Consider the following 22,221-nt stretch of genomic DNA (forward strand, 5'->3'; position numbering starts at 1 on the left):
CAAATGACTCAGGAACAACAAAACCCGTTCGATGACGAAAGCCTCCGTTTCACCGTTTTGGTCAACGCGCAGCAGCAGTATTCGCTGTGGCCGCAGTTTGCCGAGACGCCGCAGGGGTGGCGCGTGCTGATGGGGCCAGCGTCGCGCGGCGAATGCATCGACTACATCGAAACGCACTGGCAGGACATGCGGCCGGCGGCGCTGAAAGCGGCGGATGCGGCGCGTTAAGCGCCAGGCAGCCACATCGATACATTCCGTTTGAGGAAAAGGACAGACACCATGTCAGAAACGCTTTCTTTGCCGGATACTCAGGTCGAGTATCGGGAGTATCCGCTGGTTGCAGCGCAACCGGGGATCTGGATCGCCGACCAAATCGCGCTGCGCCGCAACGGCTTCGCCGTGGCGCACTACACCGAACTGCACGGCGCTATCGATCGTTCGTCGTTGGAGCGCGCCATCCGTCAAGGGCTGGCCGAAGCGGATACGGTTCAGGCGCGATTCTTTGAGGCGCAGGACGGCCAGCCGGTGCAGCGTTTGCCGCTGATAGCCGACCCCGCACGCGTGCAGGCGCCGGAGTGGCTCGATTTCAGCGCACGGCCGGACGCCGAACAGGCGGCGCTGGCGCTGATGAACGACGATCTGGCGCAGGATCTGCCGGCAGACGGCGAGCGGCCGCTTTATCGCCATATGGTGATCCGCGTCAGCGCCGATCGCTGGTTCTGGTACCAGCGCTTTCATCATCTGACCCTGGACGGCTTCAGCTTCGAAGCCATCACCCGCCGGATCGCCGATCTCTATCGCGCGCTGCGCCACGGGCTGGCGCCGGCGGCCTCGCCGTTTACCCCGTTCGGCAAGGTGGTGGAAGAGTTTCAGCAATGGCAAACGTCGCCCGCACGTGAGCGGGCGGCCGAATTCTGGCGCCAGCATCTGCGCGATTTGCCGTCGCCGCTGTCGTTATCGACGGAAAACCGGGAGGTTGAACCGGGCGCCCAGCCGCTCAAACAGGCGCTGGTGCTGCCTGAATCGCTGTTTGACGAAGCGCGGCGCGATGATGCGCTGCAGTCGCTGCAACCGGCCGATATCGTCACGGCTGCGCTGGCGATGTATCTGGCGCGCATGAGCGGCGAAACCCGCTTCTCAATCGGTTTTCCTTTCATGCGCCGGATGGGGTCGCAGGCGCTGGCGGCGGTCGGCCCGGTGGTCAACGTGCTGCCGCTGCTGCTTAACGTGACGCCGGATCTGTCGCTGGCGGACGTCTGCCAGGCCACCGTGGCGGAGATCAAGCAGGCGCGCCGCCATCAACGCTATGAGGCGGAGCAGATCAAACGCGATCTCGGCCTGGTCGGCGGCCATCAGGAACTGTATGGCCCGGTGGTCAACGTCAAGGTCTACCACGGCGCCTTGTCGTTCGACGGTCAGGCGGCCGTCACCCATACGCTGGCGATGGGGCCGGTCGACGATCTGGAGTTTGAGATCGGTTTTCGAAGCGGCGTGCTGACGCTGTCTTTGGTCGCCAACCCGGCCAAATACTCGCCGCGCACCTTGCATCATCACGCGGAGCGCATCGGCCATTGGCTGCAGCAGCTGGCGCGGCAGCCGCATCAACCGCACGGTCAACTGGCGTTGATCGGCGAAGGGGAGCTGCGTCAACTCGCGGCCTGGGGGCGTGGCGCAGAGCTGGCGCCGCCGGCGGGCATGGTCTCGATCATGGATGCGTTCCAGCGCCAGGTTGAGCGCCAGCCCGAGGCGTTGGCGGTGGCCTGCGGCGACGTGCGCCTCAGCTACCGGCAGCTTTCCGAACGGGTGATGCAGCTGGGGCGAGTGCTGATCGAAAGCGGCATCGGCGCCGAAGACGTGGTCGCCATCGGGATTCCGCGCTCGGTGGACACGCTGGTCGCGCTGTTCGGCGTGCTGGCCAGCGGCGCAGCCTATATGCCGCTCGATCTGGACTATCCGCGTGAACGTTTGGTGCTGATGTGCGACGACGCGCGGCCGGTGATGTTGCTGACCCACCGCGCCACGCGGGCCAACATGCCGGATCTGCCGCAGGTATTGTGCCTGGACGACGCCCCGTGCCTGGCGCGCTGCGCGGCCGCCGAGGGCACGCCGATAACGGATGCCGAGCGGCGCGTGCCGCTGAGCGAGGCGCATCTCGCCTACATGATTTACACCTCCGGCTCGACCGGCAAACCCAAGGGCGTCATGTCCACCCACCGCGGGCTGCTGAACCTGTTCCTGTCGCACCAGGCCTCTCTGTTCGGCCCGGCGATCGAAAAATTCCAGGCTCGCCACGCGCGCCGCTTGCGCGCCGGCCATACCGCCTCGTTTTCTTTCGACTCATCCTGGGAACCGCTGTTCTGCATGATGATGGGCAGCGAACTGGTTATCTTCGATGAGGAGCTGCGCCGCGACCCCTGGGCGCTGCTGGAACAAACCCAACAGACGCCGATCGATCTGCTGGACATCACGCCGTCGTTCTTCTCGCAACTGGTGGACTGCGGCCTGCTGAAGGGGCAGTTCCCGCTGCCGTCGTTCGTGATGATCGGCGGCGAGGCGGCGACGCCGACGCTGTGGAACCTGATGCAGCAGCATCCGGAGGTGGAGATCCACAACTATTATGGCCCGTCCGAATACACCGTCGATACCCTCGGCGCGCCGGTGACGGCCGCAGACCAGCCGGTGATCGGCCGTCCCCTCGCCAATACCTCAGTTTGGCTGCTCGACAGCCGCCTGCAGCCGGTGCCGATCGGCGCGGCGGGCGAGCTGTACATTTCCGGCAAAGGCATTGCACGCGGTTACCTGCGGCGCCCGGATCTGACGGCGGCGCGCTTTGTCGCCAACCCGTTCGCCGAAGGCGAGGTGATGTACCGCAGCGGCGATCTGATGCGCTGGAGCGCGGAGGGCCAGCTGGTGTTCATTGGCCGGACCGATCACCAAATCAAGGTGCGCGGCTTCCGCGTCGAGCTGGGTGAGGTGGAAAGCGCCTTGGCCGCCTTGCCGGACGTGGGGCGAGCGGTGGTGATCGCCGAGCCGATCGGCGCTACCTATCGCCTGATCGGCTACTGCTCGGTGCAGGATGACGCGCGCCGTGCCTCGCCGGTGCTGCAAAACGAGCTGCTGGAGCAGCTGGCGCAGCGTCTGCCGGATTATATGGTGCCGGCGATCCTGGTGGTGATGCCGGAGCTGCCGCTCAACGTCAACGGCAAGATTGACCGCCAGGCGCTGCCCAAACCGCAGGAGACGCTGGCGCAAAGCATTCGCGAACCGGCCACCGAGCAGGAAAGGCTGATTTGCTGCGCGATGGCCCACCTGTTGGGGATGGATCGCGTCGGCGCCGACGACGATTTCTTCGCGCTCGGCGGCGACAGCATCTCGGCGATGGGGCTGGGCACCGCCCTGCGGCGCAACGGCTATCTGCTGCGGCCGCGCGAGATCTTCGCGCTGCACACCCCCGCGCGCATGGCGCAGGCGATGCAGCCGCTGGTCGTAGACTCTCAGGCCTCACGCAGCGTGCAGCAAGGCCCGATCGACGGGCTGCCGATCCTGCACTGGTTCGCCGAAACGGGCGATATGCATCGCCGCTTTGCGCACGGCGTTTTCCTGCGCGTGCCTGCCGAGCTGCAGCCGGAACAGCTGCGTGATGCGTTGGACCAGCTGCGCGCGGCGCACCCGGCGCTGGGCGCCAGGATCCGCGATGGCCGGTTGGTGGTTGAAGAAGCCGCTAGCGCTGAGTTCATGCAGGTTCAGGCCGTATCCGGCGAACTGGAGCCGGCGGCGGAACAGGCTTTCGACGCCGCACTTGAGCATCTCGATCCGGCGGCCGGCGCCATGATGCAGGCGATCCTGTTGCAGCGCGACGGGCAGAGCCTGGGGCTGGTGCTGGCGATCCACCACCTGGTGGTCGACGGCGTTTCCTGGCGCATCCTGCTCGAGGAGCTGCGGCAAGTGGCCGACAGCGCCATGCAGGGGCGGCCGATCACGCTGCCGCCGGAAGAAACCTCGCTCTATGAGTGGTCCGCGCGTTTACGCGCCGACGTGGAACGCCGGGAAGCCGAGCTGCCGTTCTGGCGGCAAATGCTGGCGGACGGCGTGCCGCGTTTGGGCCGGCGCGCGCTGGAACCGCAGACCGATCGCATCGCCTCGGTGAGCGAGCGGCGCACGCTGCTCGACAGCCGGTTGACCGCCGCGCTGCTCGGCACATTGCCGCAGGATTATCGCGCCCAGGTTGAAGAGATCATGCTGTGCGCGCTGGCTCAGGCCTGCCGCCGCCGTTTCCAGGCCGCTTCGCTGCGTTTCTCTCTGGAGTCGCACGGCCGCGCCGAACTGGACGACGGCCTCGATCTGGCCCGCACCGTCGGCTGGCTGACGGCGGAGTATCCGCTGCGCATCGAACTGCATGACGCCGAGCACAATGAGGCCGTGCGCGCGGTGAAACGGGCGACGCGAGCGGTGGCCGATCGCGGCGTCGGTTACGGCCAGCTGCGTTATCTGCATCCGCAGCGTGACGATCTGGCGGCGCTGGCGCAGCGCAACGCCCCGGAGATTTTATTCAACTACCTCGGGCGCTTCAGCCAGGATGAGGGGCACTGGACGCCGCAGCGCAGCCAAACCCGCTTCCGCGACGCCTTCGCCGTGGCGCAGGATGCGCAGCAGGTGCTGTCTTACGGGCTGGAAGTGAACATCTTTGTCGAGGAACGGCGCGACGGCCCCTGCCTGGCGATCAACTGGAGCTGGCTGGAGGCGATTTTCAGCGAGAGCGACATTGCGCAGCTGCACAGCGGCATCGAGCAAGCGGTGCGCTCACTGTGCGAGTTTGCCGAACGGCATCCCGAACGCGCGGCGGCGACGTTGGTGGCGGCCGAGATCGCCCAGCCGGGCGCCGACGATGAGGCGGTGCGCGCCTGGGAGCGGGAGTGCGGGCCGTTAACCGCGGCGCTGCCGCTGTTGCCGCTGCAACACGGCCTGCTGTTCCATGCGCAGACGGCGCAGCAGGGCGGCAGCTATAACTCGCTGACGCGCCTGAGCCTCTGCGGCGAACTGGACGCGCATCAACTCCAGCAGGCGCTGGATGCGGTGATCCGCCGCCATCCGCAATTGGCCGCCCGATTCAACCGCGAGGGCGAGCCGCTGCAGCTGATACCGCAGCAAAGCCATTGGCCGCTGGACAGCCACGCGCTGCCGCCGCTGACGGAAGAACAAGAAGCGCAGGCACTGCACCGGCTGGAGCAGCAGGAACTGCAGCGCGATCTGTTCAAGCAGCCGGGCGCGATGCTGCATGCGCTGTGGGTCAAACACGGCGATAGCGAACGCTACACGCTGTTCCTTAACGCGCACCACCTGATCGTCGACGGCTGGTCGACGCCGGTGGTGCTCAACGATCTGATGCTGGCCCTGCGTGAAGGCGAGCAGGCGTTGCCGCCGCTGCGTTCGAACTATGCCGATATCGTGCGCCGCCTGACCGCGCGGGATGCCGAAGCCTCGCGCCGCCTGTGGCGCGAGACGCTGCAGGACGTGCGCCCGACGTTGCTGTTCGGTGAAACGCAGGACGAACGCGTGCATGAGCTGGAAATGACGCTGCCGCCGGCCGAGGAAAGGCGCTTGCTGACCCTGTGCCGCGAACGCGGGTTGACGCTCAATACCGTAATGCAGGGCATTTGGGCATTGCAGCTGGCCAGCTGTTGCGGCCAGCAGGACGTGGTGTTCGGCTCGCCGGTTTCCGGCCGTTTTGGCCAGATAGAAGGGATCGAGGAACACGTCGGCCTGTTCAGCAACACGCTGCCGGTGCGGGTTCGTCTGCAGCACGATCGTTCGTTGACGGAGCAGTTGACCGACCTGCAGCACCGGCAGATTGAACTGCTGGAGCACGACGATTTGGGGTTGGGGGAAATTCAGCACCTGGCCGGGGCGGGCACGCTGTTCGATACGCTGTTGGTGGTGGAGAACTACCCGGACAACGACGCTCTGCTGGGCGGCACAGGATCGCTGCGCTGCGACGCCATCCGCAACAAAGGCTATACCCACTATCCGCTGACGCTGCTGGTGCTGCCGGGCGAACGTCTGCGCCTGCTGATGGAGTACCGCGCCTCGGTGCCGCAGCCTGAGCGCTTCGCCGCGCGGCTGATGGCGCTGCTGCAACAGTGGATCGCCCAGCCGGATCTGCCGCTGCCGCGCTGGCAGTTGCAAACCCCGCAGGAGCAGGCGCTGATCGCGGCGGTCAACCGCACCGGGCAGGCGGTGGCGGACACCACCTTGCATCAGGCGATCGCCGATCAAGCGCGGCGCACGCCGGAACGCATCGCGCTGCAGGATGCCGGGCACAGTCTCAGCTACCGTGACATGCAGTGCCAGGCCGCGCTGCTGGCCGAGCGGCTGACGGCGGCCGGCATTCAGCCGGGGGATATCGTCGCGGTGGCGTTGCCGCGCTCCGTGCGCCTCAGCCTGGCGCTGACGGCGATTGTGCAGACCGGCGCCGCCTGGTTGCCGCTGGACACCGGCTACCCGGACGAGCGGCTGGCCTACATGGTGGAGGACGCCAAGCCGCGGCTGATTATCACCGAAAGCGCGTTGGACGCCCGCTTCGCCGCGCTGGCGCCGACGCTGCTGTTCGATGCGCTGGACGAGAGCGGGCGCGAACCGGCGCCGCGCCAACCGGCGGGGAACGGCGATTATCCCGCCTACGTGCTGTATACCTCCGGCTCTACCGGGCGGCCGAAAGGCGTGGTGGTGAACCACCGGGCGATCGTCAATCGCCTGTTCTGGATGCAGCACGAGTATGCGCTCGATGCGCAGGACGTGGTATTGCAAAAAACGCCGTGCAGCTTCGACGTTTCCGTCTGGGAATTCTTCTGGCCGCTGATGGTCGGCGCACGCCTGGTGATGGCGCCGCCGGAGGCGCACCGCGATCCGCAGGCGCTGACGACATTGATCGACAACTATGGCGTGACCACGCTGCATTTCGTTCCGTCCATGTTGGCTATCTGGGTGGAGGCGCTGAACGAACGGGCGCCACAGCGCGCCGCCGCCAGCTTGAAACGCGTGTTCTGCAGCGGCGAAGCGCTGTCGTGTGAACTGGCTTCCCGCTATCAGGCGTTGGTTACCGCGCCGCTGCACAACCTGTATGGCCCGACGGAGGCGGCGGTCGATGTCACCTACCAACCGGCGTCCGGCGCGGCATTGGCGGCGGTGAACGGCGCCGGCGTGCCGATCGGCAAACCGGTCTGGAACACCCAGTTGAGCATTCTCGACGCCATGCTGCGGCCGGTGCCCGTCGGCTGCGCCGGCGATCTCTACCTGCGCGGCATCCAGCTGGCCGATGGCTATCTGCATCGGCCGGGGCTGACGGCGCAGCGGTTTGTCGCCGATCCCGCCGGCAACGGCGCGCGCATGTATCGCACCGGCGATATCGCCCGCTGGCTGGAAGACGGCAGCGTCGAGTATTTGGGGCGCAGCGACGATCAGCTGAAGATCCGCGGCCAACGCATCGAGCTGGGCGAAATCGAGCAGGCGCTGCTGGCGCAGCCGGGGGTAGCGCAAGCGGCAGTGCACGCCATCGAGCTGGGCGAGGGCGCGACGGGGCTAGGCGGCGCCGATATGCGCCAGCTGGTCGCCTGGCTGATCGCCCAACCGAGCGTGACGCTGGATACCGCCGAGCTGCATCAGGCGCTGGAGCAGCGTTTGCCGGCGCACATGATGCCGGTCAGCTATGTCATGACCGACCGCTTCCCGCTCAGCGCCAGCGGCAAGCTGGATCGCAAGGCGTTGCCACGGCCGCAGCTGGCCCTGCAAGCCGGGCGTGCGCCGCAGGGCGACAGCGAACGCCTGCTGGCGGCGCTGTTCGGGGAACTGCTGGGGCGCGAGACGGTGTATGCCGACGACGACTTCTTCGTGCTGGGCGGCCATTCGCTGCTGGCGATGCGTCTGGCGGCGGAGTTGCGTCGCCGCGTGCCTCGGCCATTGAGCGTCGGGCAGATCATGTTCGCCCGCAGCCTGGAGAAGATGGCGCACCTGCTCGATGACGCGCAGGCGGCCAACTCGGCCGAGAGCCGCGGCGTCGGCGAATGCCTGCAGCTGCGGGCCGGCCAAGGCCCGGCGCTGTTCTGCCTGCATCCCGCTTCCGGTTTCGCCTGGCAGTACTCGGGGCTGAGCCGTTATCTGCCGGGGAGCTACCCCATCATCGGGCTGCAGTCGCCAAGACCGGACGGCGCCATCGCCACCTGCGAGGATATCGAGCAGATGGTCGATCGTCATCTCGCTAATCTGCGCCGCCTGCAGCCACAGGGGCCTTACTACCTGCTGGGCTATTCGCTCGGCGGCACGCTGGCGCATTCGATGGCCGCGCGCCTGCAGCAGCAGGGCGAAGAGGTGGCGTTCCTTGGGATGCTGGATACCTATCCGCCGGAAGGCCAGGATTGGACCGGCCCCAGCGAGGAGGAGGCGCAGAAAGAGGTGGCGCAGGAGCAGGCCGAGTTTATGGCGGAAGATCATGGCGATCCGGCGCTGATGGCGGAGAAGGCGGCGATGTTCGACAGCATCGTCGCCAACTACCGCGACGCGGTGCGCATTCTGTCCCAGGCGCGCAGCCGGCGTTTCCACGGCACGGCAACGCTGTTTGTCGCCGACCAGACGCTGCCGCCGGAGATGGATATCGACGCCGTGTGGGCGCCGTATCTGGATGGGCTGATCTGTCATCACCAGCGCTGCGAACACGCGGACATTCTGTCGCCGGCTTCGCTGGAGACGCTCGGCCCACTATTGCACCAGCTGCTGACGCGGCAATACGGGTTGGTATAACGCAACCGGGCCGGGGGGCGTGCGTCCCGGCCCGTACTAAAACATGATATGCAGGACACTATGGCCAGACCTTCTTTTTTTCTTGATTTCAGCTTGCTGAGAAGCAATGCGCATTTCCGCGCGATTTTCTGCGCCCGCATGCTGTCGGTGTTTTCCCTCGGCATGTTGGCGGTGGGGGTGCCGATCCAGATCCAGGCGATGACCGGCTCCACGTTGCAGGTGGGCGTGGCGGTGGCGCTGGACGGGGTGGGCATGTTTATCGGCCTGATGCTGGGCGGCGTGCTCGCCGATCGCTACGATCGCCGCAAGCTGATCCTGTTTGCGCGCGGCACCTGCGGGCTGGGCTTTGTCGCCCTGAGTCTGAACGCCTTCGCCCCGACGCCGTCGCTGTGGGCACTTTACCTGCTGGCGGCCTGGGACGGGTTCTTCGGCGCGCTGGGCATGACGGCGCTAATGGCGGTGATCCCGCTGCTGGTCGGGCGCGAAAACCTGGCGGCGGCGGGGGCCTTGAGTATGGTGACGGTGCGCATCGGCGCGATCCTGGCGCCGGCGCTGGGCGGGATTATCATCGTGTTCGGCGGCGTGGGGCTGGCGTTCGCCGTGGCCGCCGCCGGGACGCTGGGCACCCTGATCCCGCTGGTGCGCCTGCCGACGCTGTTGCCGCAGCAGCAGGAGCCGGAACACCCGCTGCGCGCGCTCGCCAGCGGCTTCCAGTTTGTCTGGCGCAATAAGGTGGTGGGGTCGGTGGTGTTGCTGGGGATGCTGATGAGCATCGTCGGCGCCGTCAGGGTGCTGTTCCCGGCGCTGGCGCAGGACGCTTACCACGTCGGCGCGTCCTCTATCGGCCTGATGTATTCCGCGGTGCCGCTCGGCGCGATGCTGGGCGCGCTGACCAGCGGCTGGGTGGGGCGATACGCTCGTCCCGGCGTACTGATCCTGGTCGCCGCCATCGTCGCGTTTACCGCTATCGCTTCGCTGGGGCTGTTCAGCCACCTGGCGCCGGCGCTGCTGGCGCTGGTGTGCTACGGCTACGCCAATGCCATCGCCTCGCTCCTGCAATTCATGCTGATCCAGAGCAACACACCGGATCATCTGCTGGGGCGGGTGAACAGCCTCGGCACCGCGCAGGACGTAACCGGCGATTCGATCGGCGCGCTGGGGCTCGGCGTACTGGGCAGGGTGTTTACTCCGTTGATGAGCGTGCTGTCGTTCGGCGCATTCGCCGCCGTGCTCGGCGTGCTGGTGGCCTTCAGCGTGCGCACGCTGCGCCAGTGCCGGCCGGCGGACGCGTTGGTCGAGCACGATGAGCCCGCTGCGGCAACCTCAGCGGCGGCAGACAACTAACCCCTCACGGCACCGGCTGTTCCGGCCGGTGCTGCTCCCCCCAGTTGCACATCATGTCGATCACCGGGATCAGCGAACGCCCGCGCTCGGACAGGCTGTACTCCACCTTGGGCGGGATCTGCGGATACTCCTTTCTCACCACCAGGCGATCTTTTTCCAGCTCTTTGAGCGTCGAACTCAGCGTTTTGTACGAAATGGTGCCGATGCAGCGCTGCAGCTCGTTGAACCGCAATACCGGCTTATACAACGCCAGCCAGTAGAGAATAATCATTTTATATTTGCCGTTGATCACCGACAACGTATAGCCATAGCCGGTGTCTTCGAGGCTGATGCCCGTTGGGCTGCAGTGGGATTCGGCGGTCATTAGGTACTTTCTCCAGGGTAAGTATGTGTCGCGAGTGTGCGTATTTTACATTGTTCCAGCATAACCTATGATGCGCCGATAGACACCTGACTGGAGAAATCGATATGAAAACCTTGGTGGTGGTGACCCATCCCGATATGGCGAACTCGGTGGTCAACAAACGCTGGCTGGAGGAGCTGCGGCGCTATCCGGAGCGGTATACCGTGCACGAACTGCATCAGGCCTATCCGGATTGGCAGATCGACGTCGCCCAAGAGCAGCGGCTGATTGAAGCCCATGACAACCTCGTGCTGCAGTTCCCGATTTTCTGGTTCAGCAGCCCGCCGCTGCTGAAAAAATGGCTGGACGACGTGCTCACCTACGGCTGGGCCTACGGTTCCCGCAGCGGCTACAAGATGCAAAACAAGAAGCTGGCGTTGGCGGTCACGGCGGGGGTGCGTGCAGAGGATTATGCGCGCGACGGGCGCTATCGTTATTCGCTGGAGGAAATCTTCCGGCCGTTTGAAGTCACCGCCGGCTACGTGCGGGCCGACTATGCCTCGTTCTTCGCCTTTTACGGCAAGGAGGCCGCGTCGGACGGGACGGTGGAGCCGCTGCAATCCCACGAATTGGATCGCAGCGCGCAAGGCTACCAGGCATTTCTCGCCGCCCTGAATTAACGCCGCGCCCCGGATGCGCCCGGGCGTGCGCATCCGGCTACTCGATGTGAACGCCGAAACCGTCTTGCCCCGGCGCGAGATGCGCTTTCAGCGTCAGCTGCGGGATCAGATAGTCACCGGCGTTCTGCCGCCGAAAGCGGATTGGCTCGGCGTTCCGCAGATTATCCAGCCGCTGCCCGAGCTGCTCGCACAGGGCGGCAAAGCGTTCTTCATCGGTTTTGCCGGCGCGGTAGGTGACGAACGGCGGCAGCACCTCGAACCCTGGGTAGTGCAGCATGCCGTGCTGGATCGGGAACAGGATATCGTCGATCGGCCCGTTGATGCCGCGCGGGGCGTAATGAGACTCCCAGCCGCCGGCGGTGACGATCAGCATCGCCCGTTTGCCCGCCAGCGTCCCCTCGCCGTAACGGTCACCCCAATGGGTGTCGGAATGCTCACCCACGCCGTAGGCAAAACCATAGGCATAGACACGCTCTACCCAGCCTTTGAGGATCGCCGGCATCGAGAACCACCACAGCGGAAACTGCAGCAGCACCGCGTCCGCCCAGCGCAATTTTTGCTGCTCCCGTTCGATATCGGCGCTCTGTATGCCGTTGGCGAACGCGCGCTGCGAATCCAGCGAAGGATCGAAACGAGCCGTTGCCGGGCCTTCCAGACTGTCGTCAGCGTCGAGCGCCGCTTTCCACTTCATGGCGTACAGGTCGGACACCTGTACCTGATGGCCGGCCTGCGTCAGGCGTTCAACGGCGAAGTTTTTCAGTGAGCCGGTCAGCGACAGCGGCTCCGGGTGGGCGTAAACAATCAGCACATTCATAACAGCTCTCCTTGGTGTGAGAGCTGCAGGTTAGGGCGTTAGTCGGTATATTAGAAATGAATTACCGTTATTCCAGGTATAACTATGAATAATTTAAGGCGGCTGGATCTCAACCTGCTGGTGACGCTCGACGCGCTGCTGGCGGAGCACAACGTCACGCGCGCGGCACAGCGGCTCAATTTCTCCCAGCCGGCGGTCAGTGTGCATCTCGCCAAACTGCGGGCGATCTTTGACGATCCGCTGCTGTTGCCCGGCCCGCGCGGCATGCGTCCGACCGCCAGAGCGGAACAGCTGCGGGAACCGTTACGTCAGGCATTGGCAGCGCTCGAGTTGGCGGTGACGCCGGCGACGCCGTTCGATCCCGCCGTGGCGACCGATACCTGGCGCGTGGCCGCCTTTGACTACGGCGAATCCACCATCGTGCTGCCGGCGCTGAACGGTTTACGCACGGCGGCGCCCGGCACCCGGCTGGCGGTGCTGGAGATCGCCCCGGCGCGCCTCGCCAAACGGGCGGAGCAAGGGGAAATCGACCTGGCATTTCATACCCGAGAAGGTGCGCCATCCGGCCTGCGGCAGCGCACGCTGTTTAGCGAACGCTATGTGCTGGTGGGCCGGGTCGGCCACCCCAAGCTGCATGCCAGGCTGACGCCGGCGCAATTTTGCCAATTGGAGCAGGTGATGGTCTCGCCGGACGGCGGCGGGTTCTATGGCATGACCGACAGGGCGTTGGCGGACGTGGGGCTGACGCGGCGGGTGGTGCTTTCCGTGCCACATTTTCTGTTCGTTATCTCGGTGCTGACGCAGTCCGATTTGGTGGCGATGCTGCCGGAGCGGCTGGTGCGCAACCAGCCTTTATTACAACGGCTCGAGCCGCCGCTGGCGGTGCCGGGCTTTGAAATGACCATGCTGTGGCACGAACGATCGCACCGGGATCCCGCTCACCGGTGGCTGCGCGAACATATCGTGCGTTCAGTGTGAGCGGGTTGGTGGGTTAAAGGGAGAAGCGTTTTTTGACTCTGTCGATCGGCGTGCCATCGCTGAGCGGCACCTGCGGCAAACGGTCGTAATCGCGAAAGCCCATTTTGTGATAGTAGGCGAGGCCACCGACGTTATCCGCCCGAATGGTGGCGTTGATGTGCTTGAAACCGTGCGACTTCGCCGCCGCTAATGTGGCAGGGAACAACGCACTGCCGACGCCGCGCACCTTCGGCGACAGGCGGGAGAAGGTGGCAATATCTGCGGTATCGGGCGGCAGGGCATCATCTGCGCTCAGCGCCTGGAAGCCCACCAACAGCCCATCCACCTCCGCGACCTGGCAGCTCAGCGCATTGCTGCCGCTGATGAACCATTCGCTGAATTCGGCGGGGGTGAGGGGTGTTTCTATCGCCGTCGTGCCGCCGGCGGCGATCACGTCATTCAATAACTGCGTCAGGGCTTCAGCGTCTTGCGGGGTTACCGTTCTGATCTTCATTGCGTTGCTATCTCCTATGATGAATCGGCTGGAACCATCGAAAGAAGATAGACGCAGGCGTCCGATAATGAAATATCGGAACGTGCCGGACCAAAAGACAGTGAGGGGAATTACATGAACAGGAAGCGGTCGGCCAGCGGAACCCCACGTTCGAGGCGCGGCGGCAACGCGTCGTCGCGATCGTCAGGCTGAGCAGCCTGCGGCGCGGCGTCTTCGGCTTTTTCAATCATCAGCTCGCCGAGCAGGGCCAGAAAACGAGTGAGCTTTTGCATATTCCCTCCGGATCCTTGATTAGATTGAGAGTGATACTAATCGCCGCTCAACCGAATGGGAAAAACTTAAAACTCATATCCTAAGAACCGGATCGCATATCGCCTGACCGGGCGACGGTTGCCCATCGCCCGGTGTACGGTTTAGAAGGTGACGTTAACCTTGGCCCACAGGGTGCGGCCCGGTTCATTCACCGCGCTATTGGCCGAATACCCGAAGGCGCTGTTGCCCGCCAGGTTGAGGTGTTCGCTGTAGGTCTTGTTCAGGATGTTATCCAGACCGGCGCTCAGCTTGACGTTCTTATTCACCTTGTAGGCGGCGTTGGCGGAAAGCACGCCGAAGCCGGCGCTTTCGGAAAAGTCTTTGCCTACCACGTTGCCTTCGTTGATCGCCACGCGGTGTTGGCTGCTGACCAAACGCCACAGGCCGGTGCCGCTCCAGTCGCCGTACTCATAGGTGAGCCCCAGACGCGCCTCCAGCGGCGGGATCTGCGGCAGCGGCCGGCCATCGCTGGTGTTTTTGCCCCAGGAGTAGGCCAGGCTGGCGTCGGTTTTCCAGTGCTCGCTCAGCTGGTAACCCATGCCCATTTCACCGCCCATGATGTTGGCGTTGACGTTATCGGCCTGGCTGAGACGCGCGTTGTGCGGATCGTATTTGAACAGGATGAAATCATCGACGCGGCCCACGTAAGCGGAAACCCAGCCGTTGAAGCGTTTGCCGTTGTACTGCGCGCCGATGTCGAGCTGCGTGGTTTTTTCGCTCTTGACGCTGGAGAACGGATCCTTGCTGCCGTTCGGGCCGAGCTTCGGCGAGAACAGCTCCCAATAATCCGGGAAGCGCTCGGTATAACCGACGCCGGCATACAGCATCAGCGGCAGGTCGGCCAACGTATGCTCAAGACGCATAAAGCCGCTCGGCAGGGTATCCGAACGTTCCCCGTCGCTGCCGCTGCGGAAATTCTCCACCAGGGTGCGGTCAAGACGCGCGCCGCCGATCAGTTTATCCTGTTCGCTGGTGGACCAGGTCAGTTCACTGAAGGCGCCGTAGCTGTTGAACTGGGCGTCTTTTTCCCAGCTGCCGCGGCTCATGCTGCGATGGGTGTTGGTTTGGGTGTCCAGGCCGCTTTCAAGCTTCACGTCCTGCCACTGCCAGGTGCCCATCACGCGGCCGCCGACGGTGCGGCGATCGAGCTGCATCGTCATGCCGGAGGACATCATGTGCCCGCCGTGGCCGCCCATGTTCATAGCGCCATGGCCCCCGTGGCCACCCATGCCGCCGCTGCCCGGCGAGCGCAGGGTAACGTTGTCCATCACGTGGTTGGCGTAGTTGTAGTAGACCTGCGCTTCCAGCTTATCCAGCACCTCGCCGATGTTGGATTTTTCCACTCGCATGCCCAGGCTTTCGCGCTTGAACTGCGAACCGTCCATGCTGCGGCCGGCATAGCGCGCTTCGCCGTTGCCGCGGCCCATGGTCACTTCCAGCAGCGTGTCGTTGCCCGGCGTCCAGCCGAGCGCCAGATCGCCATTCCACTTGTCCCAGCGTGACGGCACGCGCGTATTCGTTCCGTCCTGATAGTCGTTGGAGCGGGATTTGTTGGCCATCACCCGCAGGTAGCCTTGTTCGGCACCGAGGCTGGCGTCGATATTCTCGTCCCAGCGGCCGTTGGAGCCGGTCAGTACGCTGGCGCTGCCCTTGATGCCCGGCTTGTCGAAGCGCGGGCGCTCGCGCTCGAAACGCACCGTGCCCGCCGACGATCCCGGCCCCCACAGCACCGTCTGCGGCCCCTTGGTGATGGTCAACAGATCGAAGCTTTCCGGCGAGATGTAAGAGGTCGGCGCATCCATCCGCGATGGGCAGGCGCCCAGCATTTCCGAACCGTCGGTGAGGATCTTCAACCGCGAACCGAACATGCCGCGGAACACCGGATCGCCGTTGGTGCCGCCGTTGCGGATTTGCGAAAAGCCGGGGATGGTTTTCAGGTAGTCCGAACCGTCGCTGGCCGGCACCGGCTGGCGCGGGGTTTTCGGCGAGGTGACGATGGTCAACGGGGAGTAGAGCGGCGCGGTGACGGTGATCACGTCGCCATCATTAACCTGTGCGTCGGTAGGGTGCTGATGCGCCTGCGCCGCGTGGCCGGCCAGCAGGAACAGCGGCATGGCGGTGGTGATGGCGCGGGTAACGGCGTTCTTTTTATAAGTCGGTTTAAACATCATCTTTCCTTAAGCTAACTCTTTTCCGTTCTTGGCCGTGGGATTATTCAGGCGTGGGGCGGCCTGGCGAAAATCACCATCGGAAAATACGGGGTTAATTCCATCAACGTGGAAATAACCGGATTAATAATGTCGTCTCGGTGATTAACCGTTGGGCGAATTAATTCCGCCGGGTTGAAGCGATCAACGGCAATACAGAGAACGGCAATGGGCTTATTGTTAAATCAGAGGAAAGAGACGGGGGGCGCGCGCGGCTGTAATTCGGTGTGAACGATGTGGGCAAACAGGGGAACGAGATAGTGAATCGGCGGCGGGCGCGAAGCCAGCGACTGGGACCAGAACAGCGGGGCGTGGCTCACGTCCAGCAGCGGCGCGTGCAGCAACAGCACGCAGTAGCCGCAGGCGCTGTCGTCCATCATCATCGCCATGTTGTGATGGCCGCCGCCGTGCTGCATCAGCGGCTGTGCGGCTTTTTCAGGCTCAGGCGGCGGCGAGTGCATCCCGTGATGCATCGGCATCTCCATGCCGCAATCCGCCATGACGGTCGTCCCAGCACTTCCGGCGCGTACATGCTCCAGGGATCGCGAGACCACCGGCGCAATGAACAACATCAGAATGGCAAACATCCCTAACCAGGCGGCGGCCCGATGTCGCGATGCAGAGCGCTGAATTAACGACACAATCAACCTAAAAAAAGGGTTAACACAGGGTAGGGAATTGTACTGGTTTATGTCGAAATGTTAAAACCTTTTATTTCTGGTCAACGGTCTGTTGATGAATATATTATCGAATAAGCGCTTTAATTCTGACCAAAGGCTATTTTTTTTGCGCCAATCACGTGACGGGGACAATATTAATGACGGAAAAACTGGCGAGCACCATTATCCCACTTTATGACGAACATGCCGCCGCCTGGGAACGCCTCAGACCCACCACGCTGTTTGAACGGCCGTGGCTCGATCGCTTTTTGCAGCTCACCCCGGCCAATGCGCGGCTGCTGGATCTCGGCTGCGGCAATGGCGCGCCGATCGCCGCCTATTTTATCGAACAGGGGTATCGGGTCACCGGCGTCGACGGTGCGCAGGCGATGATCGCGCGCTGCCGGCAGCGTTTTCCTCAGCAGGAGTGGCGACAAATGGATATGCGCCAGCTGGATTTGGCGACGAAGTTCGACGGCCTGCTGGCCTGGGACAGCTTCTTTCATCTGGCGCGCAACGATCAGCGCCGCATGTTTCCGCTGTTCAGACGGCATGCCGGGCCGCACGCCGCACTGATGTTCACCAGCGGCCCAGCCGACGGCGTGGCGATCGGCAGCTTCGAAGGCCAGCCGCTGTTTCACGCCAGCCTGGCGCCGGAGGAGTACAGACGTTTATTGCAGGAGAACGGCTTCCGCGTGGTCGACCATGTGGTGGAAGATCCCGCCTGCGGGGGAAGAACGGTCTGGTTGGCGCAGGGTGTTGAGTGACAATGTCACGGGCAGATCCCCCAAGAACCTGCCCGTTAACGTTATTGAGCGCTGACGCGCCAAACGGTGTTGCCCACGTCATCCGCAATCAGCAGGGCGCCGGCCTTGTCGACCGTTAATCCTACCGGTGCGCCATAAAGTTTCTTCTCGTCGTCGGAGACAAAGCCGGTGACCACCGCTTTGAGTTTGCCGACCGGTTTGCCTTGCTCAAACGCCACGTAGCTGACCCGGTAGCCGTTCAGCGGCGAGCGATCCCAGCTGCCGTGCTCACTGACAAAGGCGCCGCCGCGATACTCGGCCGGCAGTACGTTCGCGGTATAGAACAGCAGCCCCAGCGGCGCGACGTGCGAGCTGAGGGCGTAGTCCGGCTTGATGGCTTTCGCCACCCGGTCCGGCCGCGCCGGCTGCACCCGCCGATCGACGTGCTGGCCGAAATAGCTGTAAGGCCAGCCGTAGAAGCCGCCGTCCTGCACCGAGGTCAGGTAGTCCGGCACCAGATCGGCGCCGATTTCGTCACGCTCGTTGACGATGGCCCACAGCTTGCCGCTGTGCGGTTCCCACTGCAGCCCGGTTGGGTTGCGCAGGCCGCTGGCGAAGACGCGGCTGGCGCCAGAGGCGGTGTCCACTTCCAGCACGGCGGCGCGCCGGTACTCTACGGCCAGGCCGTTTTCGGTGATGTTGCTGTTGGAACCGACGCCGACATACAGCTTTTTACCGTCCGGGCTGGCCAGCAGGGCCTTGGTCCAGTGGTGGTTGATGGTGTCCGGCAGATCGGCCAGCTCTTTACCCGCATCGCTGATGCGCGTTTCGCCCGGCTGATAGGCGTACTGCATGATGTTGCCGGTGTTGGCCACGTACAGGGTGTTGCCAATCAGCTGGACGCCGAACGGGGAATCGAGCCCCTCGAGGAAAACATGCTTTTCCCAGCTACCGTCGACGGTTGGACGCAGCAGGGTGATGCGGTTACCGCCTTTGCCCCCTTTACCGGACTGGCCTTTCACCAGCCCGGCGATCAGCTGCTTGGGCGTGCTCACCGCCTCCGTACCCGGCCCGTTGGCTTCCACCACCAGGACATCGCCATTCGGCAGTGTAAGCAGCTGGCGCGGATGCAGCAAACCGTCCGCCACCTTATCGATTTTCAAACCCTCGGCCACTTTCGGCATCTGGTTCTGTTGCCAGCCGACGCCCTTTGGCACCTGCATCGGCGGCATCAGGAAGTCTTGCGCCGCCGGCAACATCGGATCCGGCCCCATTTGTTGTTCCGGCGAAATGACGGCGCTGTTATCGCAGCCGGCCAGCGCCAGCACGGCGGAAAGCGCAATCGCGGTGGATGATAGCCTCATGAAAACCTCCTTATTTTGCGCGGGCGCCCACGGCCAGCAGAATGTTGGCGAGGCTCAGCAGCGCGACCACGATCGCAGACAGCACCAGGCCTTGCGGCACCACGGCATACGCATCCCGGCTATGCACGAAAGCGTTAATGATGGCGAGAACGATGGCGATCAGATTCAACCAGAAATGGAGCTTGACCGGTGAGCCCTGCAGCCGGCCGCTACCGAACCACACCTGAACCAGGTTAATCAGCCGGGGAATAATGGCAAAAACCAGGCCGATGGCGATCAGCCAGCTGGCACCATTGACCCACTGAATATTCGCCGTGCAGTCATAGATGATGTCGAAAATCAGCGCCGCGGTGAAAAATCCGTAGGGGAGCGGATTGAGCCATTCATAGACGGCCACCGCGGCCGCTGAAGGCCTTGCTGTGGTTTGCGTTGTCATGCAGGTATCTCCATGAAAAATGATAGGTAAAAAAGGCGTAGGCCCCTTAAAGCTTTGTTCAGATTCACCGATTTGAACAATTTTGATTCTCATTTTTAGCATGCGATGTTAAAACCTGAACCCTCACTGCGGCATTATCAATGGCTTAGCAACATCGGGAGAAAGGGCATGAGTATAGAGCGCGTTCAGCGATTTCTGGCCGAGCACGCCCCGGAAACGGCGGTGACGGTGCTCACAAAGAATACCGCCACGGTGGCGCTGGCGGCGGAAGCCTTTGGCGTGGAGAGCGGACAGATCGCCAAGACGCTGTCGTTTCGCGTGAACGATGGCGTGGTGCTGTTGGTGATGGCGGGAACCGCCAGAATCGACAACAAGAAGTACAAACAATTCTTCGGCGTAAAGGCGCGCATGCTGCCGGCGGAGGAAGTGGAGGCGCTGACCGGCTATCCGCCCGGTGGCGTTTGCCCCTTTGCCGCACCGGCAGCGGTGAGAATTTACTGCGATCGCAGCCTGTGCAGCTACGGTGAAGTGCTTCCGGCAGGTGGCAGCGATAACTCAGGCGTGAGAATTGCGCCACAACGCCTGGCCAGCATCACCGGAGCAGAGTGGATTGACGTGACGGGGTAACGTTAAGTGACGGCGTCACAATTGCATTATGTTAAATTCAATGTGTTAACTCGTGATTAATATACTGTTTTAACTGGAAAAATCACTAGCTCATCGGGTTATGGCAAACCGCTTCGATATTGTGGCCATCCGGGGCGATCACAAATGCCGCATAGTAGTGGGCATGGTAATTGGGCCGTAAACCGGGTGCGCCATTGTCTATGCCGCCGGCATTTAGCGCAGCGTGGTAGAACGCATCGACCTGTTCACGGCTGCTTGCGGCAAATGCCAGGTGCAGGTGTGCCGGCTTTTCATCGGTTTGAAACAGGCACAATGACACGTTACCCCGATCGGGACAAAGTTCGACGCCATAGCCGGGCTCGCCTTCGGCAACGATCTTTACGCCCAGCGGCGCCAGCGCATTGAGGAAAAACGCTTTGCTAAGGGCAAAGTCGCTGACGCCAAATTTCACATGGTCAAACATGGAGAGGCTCCTGGAGCATGGAAGAATATTCCCATTCAGTATAGCCAACGCCGTGGTGGGCGCCGAAAGCGATACAAACGCACGCCAATGCGTATTTAGCATACAAATAGTGCCCGTTTAAGTGACGCGTTTGGGAGAAATCTGCAGTATCTTAGCCGCCACGTTTTATCAGATTTCACGTAGCGCGATCAAAAAAGCAGGGGATTTCTGGCCAATATCGGCAGGTATGCGCCTTAGAAAATCATGTCCGGTCATCATTACTGAAACGGGAAATGGCGCACGCAGCATCATGGTCGAGGGCTATGAGACGCAGTGGCTGGAACGTTATCAAGATGAAGCGTTGAAACTACGCGAGATGTAGGCTGGCGTATTAACGGCAATTCATCATATCGGTAGTACAGCAGTGCCAAACCAACGATTGATATCTTGCTGGAGATTGAAAGCCTGGCGGCGTTGGATGGTGTGAATGACAAGATGCATGATATGAGATCTACGCCGCGTGGCGAGAACAGCATTACTGGCAGGCGTTGCTGCAGCAAGTGAACAGGCGATCAAACAGTTGGCGTTCAGAGATTTTCTGCGCAAGCATCATGGTATTGCTGAGCAACACAAACACCAGGCAGCAGAAGACCGTCGGCAAAACCCGGCGGCTTATGGCCGGTTGAAAAACGAATTAGTTCAGCGGCATGAGCAGCCGGCGCCGGCATGGCTAGCCACAGGAGAAAGCCCATGAATCAGGCCCGGACGGCAGAATCCACATATCACCACCTTGGTGCGCATAATGTATATTATGTTAAATTAAACCTGATGAATGCTAACCGCCATGGCGTGGAGCTTTCCTGAGTACGTAACTCTCTGCTGCTTATCGGGGCTCTTCCATAGAACCCCTAACCTCTTACTACTATCCTCTTAGTGGCTAAGGTATTCGTCAAATATATGCGAACCTAAAGTACGGATCACCGCTGAGCGTTCATCCAAAGAGGTATCCGCTTTTCTCACATAGATGCTGATGAATACAGGATCATGATTATTTGACCAGACCATCGACGTTATCCCTCTGACACCATAATCACTTGCACCTGACCTATCGGCGATTTTCCATCCTTTAGGAAGAGACGCTCTAAGCATATTATCAGCGACTTTGTTATTGACCATCCATTCTTTCAATTGCGCTTTTGATGCATCGCTGAGAACTTCGCCGGTCAAAATTTTCTTGATACTCTTGCTCATCGCATCAGGAGTCGTTGTATCTCGCAAATCATCCACGGGATTGACCGTCAATTCTGGCTCATATCGGTCAGAGCGAGTAACCGTATCTCCTATAGATCTCATAAATTCGGTCAGAGCTTCTGGTCCTCCACCCGAAAAAATAGCAAAATTAGCTGCTGTATTATCACTGTATTCATTGGCCGCTTTGCAAGCTTGCTCAAGCGTAAATGGCTTGTTCATATAATCTTTAGCAACGGGTGAATAGGTCACAATATTTTTTTCAGTCACTACCATAGAATGATTTAATGAAAGCTTCTTTGCATCAACCTTTGCCAGGACATTGGCACAAGCAATTGATTTAACTGTGCTATCTAAAGGAAAGCGTTGGTTTCCATTTATAGAAATCGTTTTATCATCTGAAGATAGAATTGACAACCCTACCTTCCAGCCCTCTTTTTCGTACTGTTTAACTTGATCTTGTAAAGTCAAAGCAAAAGCAGAGGGTGCCATAGGCATGCTTAATACCAATGTGGCAAATATTGTAAGTCGCAATTTCATAGCAAACCTTTTATAGTCAATGTTTATATAATGAAATTATTCCAGCATAAATATAAGGTTTAATTTATGCAGGGTTTTGTTTTTCCTCATGATTATATTTTATTTTTTATGGTTAACAAATGATGATAATTTTTAGTAGCCTATAGAAAAACTTATAGCGTGAGTTAAATGACTCCATTCGATCAGCTTTTTAAACTC

At 61.8% G+C, this 22,221-nt stretch carries 19 protein-coding genes; 9 read left to right on the forward strand and 10 right to left on the reverse strand.

Annotated features, from left to right (window positions below; all coding sequences use genetic code 11):
* The first annotated feature begins 3 nt into the window (after positions 1-3).
* From WCL58_RS03200 to entS, 3 genes are read left to right on the forward strand one after another with little or no spacing between them, the layout of a single operon-like run.
* Positions 4-228, forward strand: coding sequence for an MbtH family protein (locus WCL58_RS03200; protein WP_060419694.1), 225 nt, complete (start codon positions 4-6; stop codon positions 226-228).
* A 51-nt stretch (positions 229-279) separates the two neighbouring features.
* Positions 280-8,790, forward strand: a complete 8,511-nt coding sequence (locus tag WCL58_RS03205; RefSeq protein WP_336850477.1) for an amino acid adenylation domain-containing protein — start codon at positions 280-282, stop codon at positions 8,788-8,790.
* A gap of 60 nt (positions 8,791-8,850) precedes the next feature.
* Complete coding sequence (gene entS, locus WCL58_RS03210) at positions 8,851-10,134, forward strand: enterobactin transporter EntS (protein WP_336850479.1); 1,284 nt, start codon at positions 8,851-8,853, stop codon at positions 10,132-10,134.
* Positions 10,135-10,138: 4 nt separating this feature from the next.
* Here the strand turns inward: entS and WCL58_RS03215 are convergent, their stop codons facing one another.
* Positions 10,139-10,498 (reverse strand): winged helix-turn-helix transcriptional regulator, encoded by a 360-nt coding sequence (locus tag WCL58_RS03215; protein WP_025302868.1) that lies wholly within the window; start codon positions 10,496-10,498, stop codon positions 10,139-10,141.
* 104 nt (positions 10,499-10,602) lie between these two features.
* On the opposite strand from WCL58_RS03215, the gene WCL58_RS03220 reads away from it, so the two are divergent.
* Positions 10,603-11,157 carry an NAD(P)H-dependent oxidoreductase gene (locus WCL58_RS03220; protein ID WP_336850480.1) on the forward strand — a complete coding sequence of 185 codons (555 nt, stop codon included), beginning with the start codon at positions 10,603-10,605 and terminating at the stop codon, positions 11,155-11,157.
* A gap of 37 nt (positions 11,158-11,194) precedes the next feature.
* Here the strand turns inward: WCL58_RS03220 and WCL58_RS03225 are convergent, their stop codons facing one another.
* Positions 11,195-11,971 carry an NAD(P)H-dependent oxidoreductase gene (locus WCL58_RS03225; RefSeq protein ID WP_336850482.1) on the reverse strand — a complete coding sequence of 259 codons (777 nt, stop codon included), beginning with the start codon at positions 11,969-11,971 and terminating at the stop codon, positions 11,195-11,197.
* 84 nt (positions 11,972-12,055) lie between these two features.
* Here WCL58_RS03225 and WCL58_RS03230 point away from each other — a divergent pair, with 84 nt between their 5' ends.
* The gene (locus WCL58_RS03230; protein ID WP_060418861.1) at positions 12,056-12,949 is read left to right on the forward strand and encodes a LysR family transcriptional regulator; all 894 of its coding nucleotides are present in this window, start codon (positions 12,056-12,058) and stop codon (positions 12,947-12,949) included.
* Positions 12,950-12,962: 13 nt separating this feature from the next.
* Here WCL58_RS03230 and WCL58_RS03235 read toward each other — a convergent pair whose 3' ends face one another.
* The 4 genes from WCL58_RS03235 to WCL58_RS03250 all read right to left on the reverse strand — a co-directional run bounded on the left by WCL58_RS03235 (position 12,963) and on the right by WCL58_RS03250 (position 16,548).
* Entirely contained in the window at positions 12,963-13,442 is a 480-nt protein-coding gene (locus WCL58_RS03235; RefSeq protein WP_336850484.1) for a GNAT family N-acetyltransferase, read from the reverse strand.
* 110 nt (positions 13,443-13,552) lie between these two features.
* Complete coding sequence (locus WCL58_RS03240) at positions 13,553-13,714, reverse strand: hypothetical protein (protein ID WP_162838235.1); 162 nt, start codon at positions 13,712-13,714, stop codon at positions 13,553-13,555.
* Between the two features lie 141 nt (positions 13,715-13,855).
* Positions 13,856-15,922: a TonB-dependent copper receptor gene (locus WCL58_RS03245; RefSeq protein ID WP_443004955.1), complete on the reverse strand. Its 2,067-nt coding sequence runs from the start codon at positions 15,920-15,922 to the stop codon at positions 13,856-13,858.
* 224 nt (positions 15,923-16,146) lie between these two features.
* Positions 16,147-16,548: a DUF2946 domain-containing protein gene (locus WCL58_RS03250; RefSeq protein WP_336850485.1), complete on the reverse strand. Its 402-nt coding sequence runs from the start codon at positions 16,546-16,548 to the stop codon at positions 16,147-16,149.
* 230 nt (positions 16,549-16,778) lie between these two features.
* Between WCL58_RS03250 and WCL58_RS03255 the strand changes: the two genes are divergently transcribed.
* Positions 16,779-17,387 carry a class I SAM-dependent DNA methyltransferase gene (locus tag WCL58_RS03255; RefSeq protein ID WP_060418869.1) on the forward strand — a complete coding sequence of 203 codons (609 nt, stop codon included), beginning with the start codon at positions 16,779-16,781 and terminating at the stop codon, positions 17,385-17,387.
* A gap of 41 nt (positions 17,388-17,428) precedes the next feature.
* Here the strand turns inward: WCL58_RS03255 and WCL58_RS03260 are convergent, their stop codons facing one another.
* Positions 17,429-18,730, reverse strand: a complete 1,302-nt coding sequence (locus WCL58_RS03260; RefSeq protein ID WP_336850486.1) for a PQQ-dependent sugar dehydrogenase — start codon at positions 18,728-18,730, stop codon at positions 17,429-17,431.
* A gap of 10 nt (positions 18,731-18,740) precedes the next feature.
* Positions 18,741-19,166 carry a DUF2231 domain-containing protein gene (locus WCL58_RS03265; RefSeq protein WP_336850488.1) on the reverse strand — a complete coding sequence of 142 codons (426 nt, stop codon included), beginning with the start codon at positions 19,164-19,166 and terminating at the stop codon, positions 18,741-18,743.
* Between the two features lie 168 nt (positions 19,167-19,334).
* Here WCL58_RS03265 and WCL58_RS03270 point away from each other — a divergent pair, with 168 nt between their 5' ends.
* Positions 19,335-19,793 (forward strand): YbaK/EbsC family protein, encoded by a 459-nt coding sequence (locus WCL58_RS03270; RefSeq protein ID WP_048233970.1) that lies wholly within the window; start codon positions 19,335-19,337, stop codon positions 19,791-19,793.
* An 85-nt stretch (positions 19,794-19,878) separates the two neighbouring features.
* Here the strand turns inward: WCL58_RS03270 and WCL58_RS03275 are convergent, their stop codons facing one another.
* Complete coding sequence (locus WCL58_RS03275; protein WP_060418875.1) at positions 19,879-20,256, reverse strand: VOC family protein; 378 nt, start codon at positions 20,254-20,256, stop codon at positions 19,879-19,881.
* A gap of 121 nt (positions 20,257-20,377) precedes the next feature.
* Here WCL58_RS03275 and WCL58_RS03280 point away from each other — a divergent pair, with 121 nt between their 5' ends.
* Both WCL58_RS03280 and WCL58_RS03285 read left to right on the forward strand, forming a co-directional pair.
* A complete protein-coding gene (locus WCL58_RS03280; RefSeq protein ID WP_157800467.1) occupies positions 20,378-20,617 on the forward strand; it encodes a hypothetical protein in 240 nt (79 codons plus the stop codon).
* Between the two features lie 138 nt (positions 20,618-20,755).
* Positions 20,756-20,989: a GrpB family protein gene (locus WCL58_RS03285; protein WP_157800469.1), complete on the forward strand. Its 234-nt coding sequence runs from the start codon at positions 20,756-20,758 to the stop codon at positions 20,987-20,989.
* Between the two features lie 176 nt (positions 20,990-21,165).
* On the opposite strand, the gene bla is transcribed toward WCL58_RS03285, so the two are convergent.
* Positions 21,166-22,023 (reverse strand): class A beta-lactamase, encoded by an 858-nt coding sequence (gene bla / locus WCL58_RS03290; RefSeq protein WP_070914323.1) that lies wholly within the window; start codon positions 22,021-22,023, stop codon positions 21,166-21,168.
* Positions 22,024-22,221 lie beyond the last annotated feature (198 nt).

It is taken from the genome of Serratia sp. TMDUHS_CL (assembly GCF_037137105.1).
GTDB lineage: Bacteria > Pseudomonadota > Gammaproteobacteria > Enterobacterales > Enterobacteriaceae > Serratia > Serratia nevei.

Bases quoted from the DNA above. Each gene is read 5' to 3' on its own strand.
- WCL58_RS03230 (WP_060418861.1), top strand. From the start codon at position 12,056: ATGAATAATTTAAGGCGGCTGGATCTCAACCTGCTGGTGACGCTCGAC.
- WCL58_RS03255 (WP_060418869.1), top strand. From the start codon at position 16,779: ATGACGGAAAAACTGGCGAGCACCATTATCCCACTTTATGACGAACAT.
- WCL58_RS03215 (WP_025302868.1), bottom strand. From the start codon at position 10,498: ATGACCGCCGAATCCCACTGCAGCCCAACGGGCATCAGCCTCGAAGAC.
- bla (WP_070914323.1), bottom strand. From the start codon at position 22,023: ATGAAATTGCGACTTACAATATTTGCCACATTGGTATTAAGCATGCCT.
- WCL58_RS03205 (WP_336850477.1), top strand. From the start codon at position 280: ATGTCAGAAACGCTTTCTTTGCCGGATACTCAGGTCGAGTATCGGGAG.
- WCL58_RS03260 (WP_336850486.1), bottom strand. From the start codon at position 18,730: ATGAGGCTATCATCCACCGCGATTGCGCTTTCCGCCGTGCTGGCGCTG.
- WCL58_RS03240 (WP_162838235.1), bottom strand. From the start codon at position 13,714: ATGCAAAAGCTCACTCGTTTTCTGGCCCTGCTCGGCGAGCTGATGATT.
- WCL58_RS03220 (WP_336850480.1), top strand. From the start codon at position 10,603: ATGAAAACCTTGGTGGTGGTGACCCATCCCGATATGGCGAACTCGGTG.
- WCL58_RS03245 (WP_443004955.1), bottom strand. From the start codon at position 15,922: ATGTTTAAACCGACTTATAAAAAGAACGCCGTTACCCGCGCCATCACC.
- WCL58_RS03270 (WP_048233970.1), top strand. From the start codon at position 19,335: ATGAGTATAGAGCGCGTTCAGCGATTTCTGGCCGAGCACGCCCCGGAA.
- entS (WP_336850479.1), top strand. From the start codon at position 8,851: ATGGCCAGACCTTCTTTTTTTCTTGATTTCAGCTTGCTGAGAAGCAAT.
- WCL58_RS03265 (WP_336850488.1), bottom strand. From the start codon at position 19,166: ATGACAACGCAAACCACAGCAAGGCCTTCAGCGGCCGCGGTGGCCGTC.
- WCL58_RS03200 (WP_060419694.1), top strand. From the start codon at position 4: ATGACTCAGGAACAACAAAACCCGTTCGATGACGAAAGCCTCCGTTTC.
- WCL58_RS03235 (WP_336850484.1), bottom strand. From the start codon at position 13,442: ATGAAGATCAGAACGGTAACCCCGCAAGACGCTGAAGCCCTGACGCAG.
- WCL58_RS03225 (WP_336850482.1), bottom strand. From the start codon at position 11,971: ATGAATGTGCTGATTGTTTACGCCCACCCGGAGCCGCTGTCGCTGACC.
- WCL58_RS03275 (WP_060418875.1), bottom strand. From the start codon at position 20,256: ATGTTTGACCATGTGAAATTTGGCGTCAGCGACTTTGCCCTTAGCAAA.
- WCL58_RS03250 (WP_336850485.1), bottom strand. From the start codon at position 16,548: ATGTTTGCCATTCTGATGTTGTTCATTGCGCCGGTGGTCTCGCGATCC.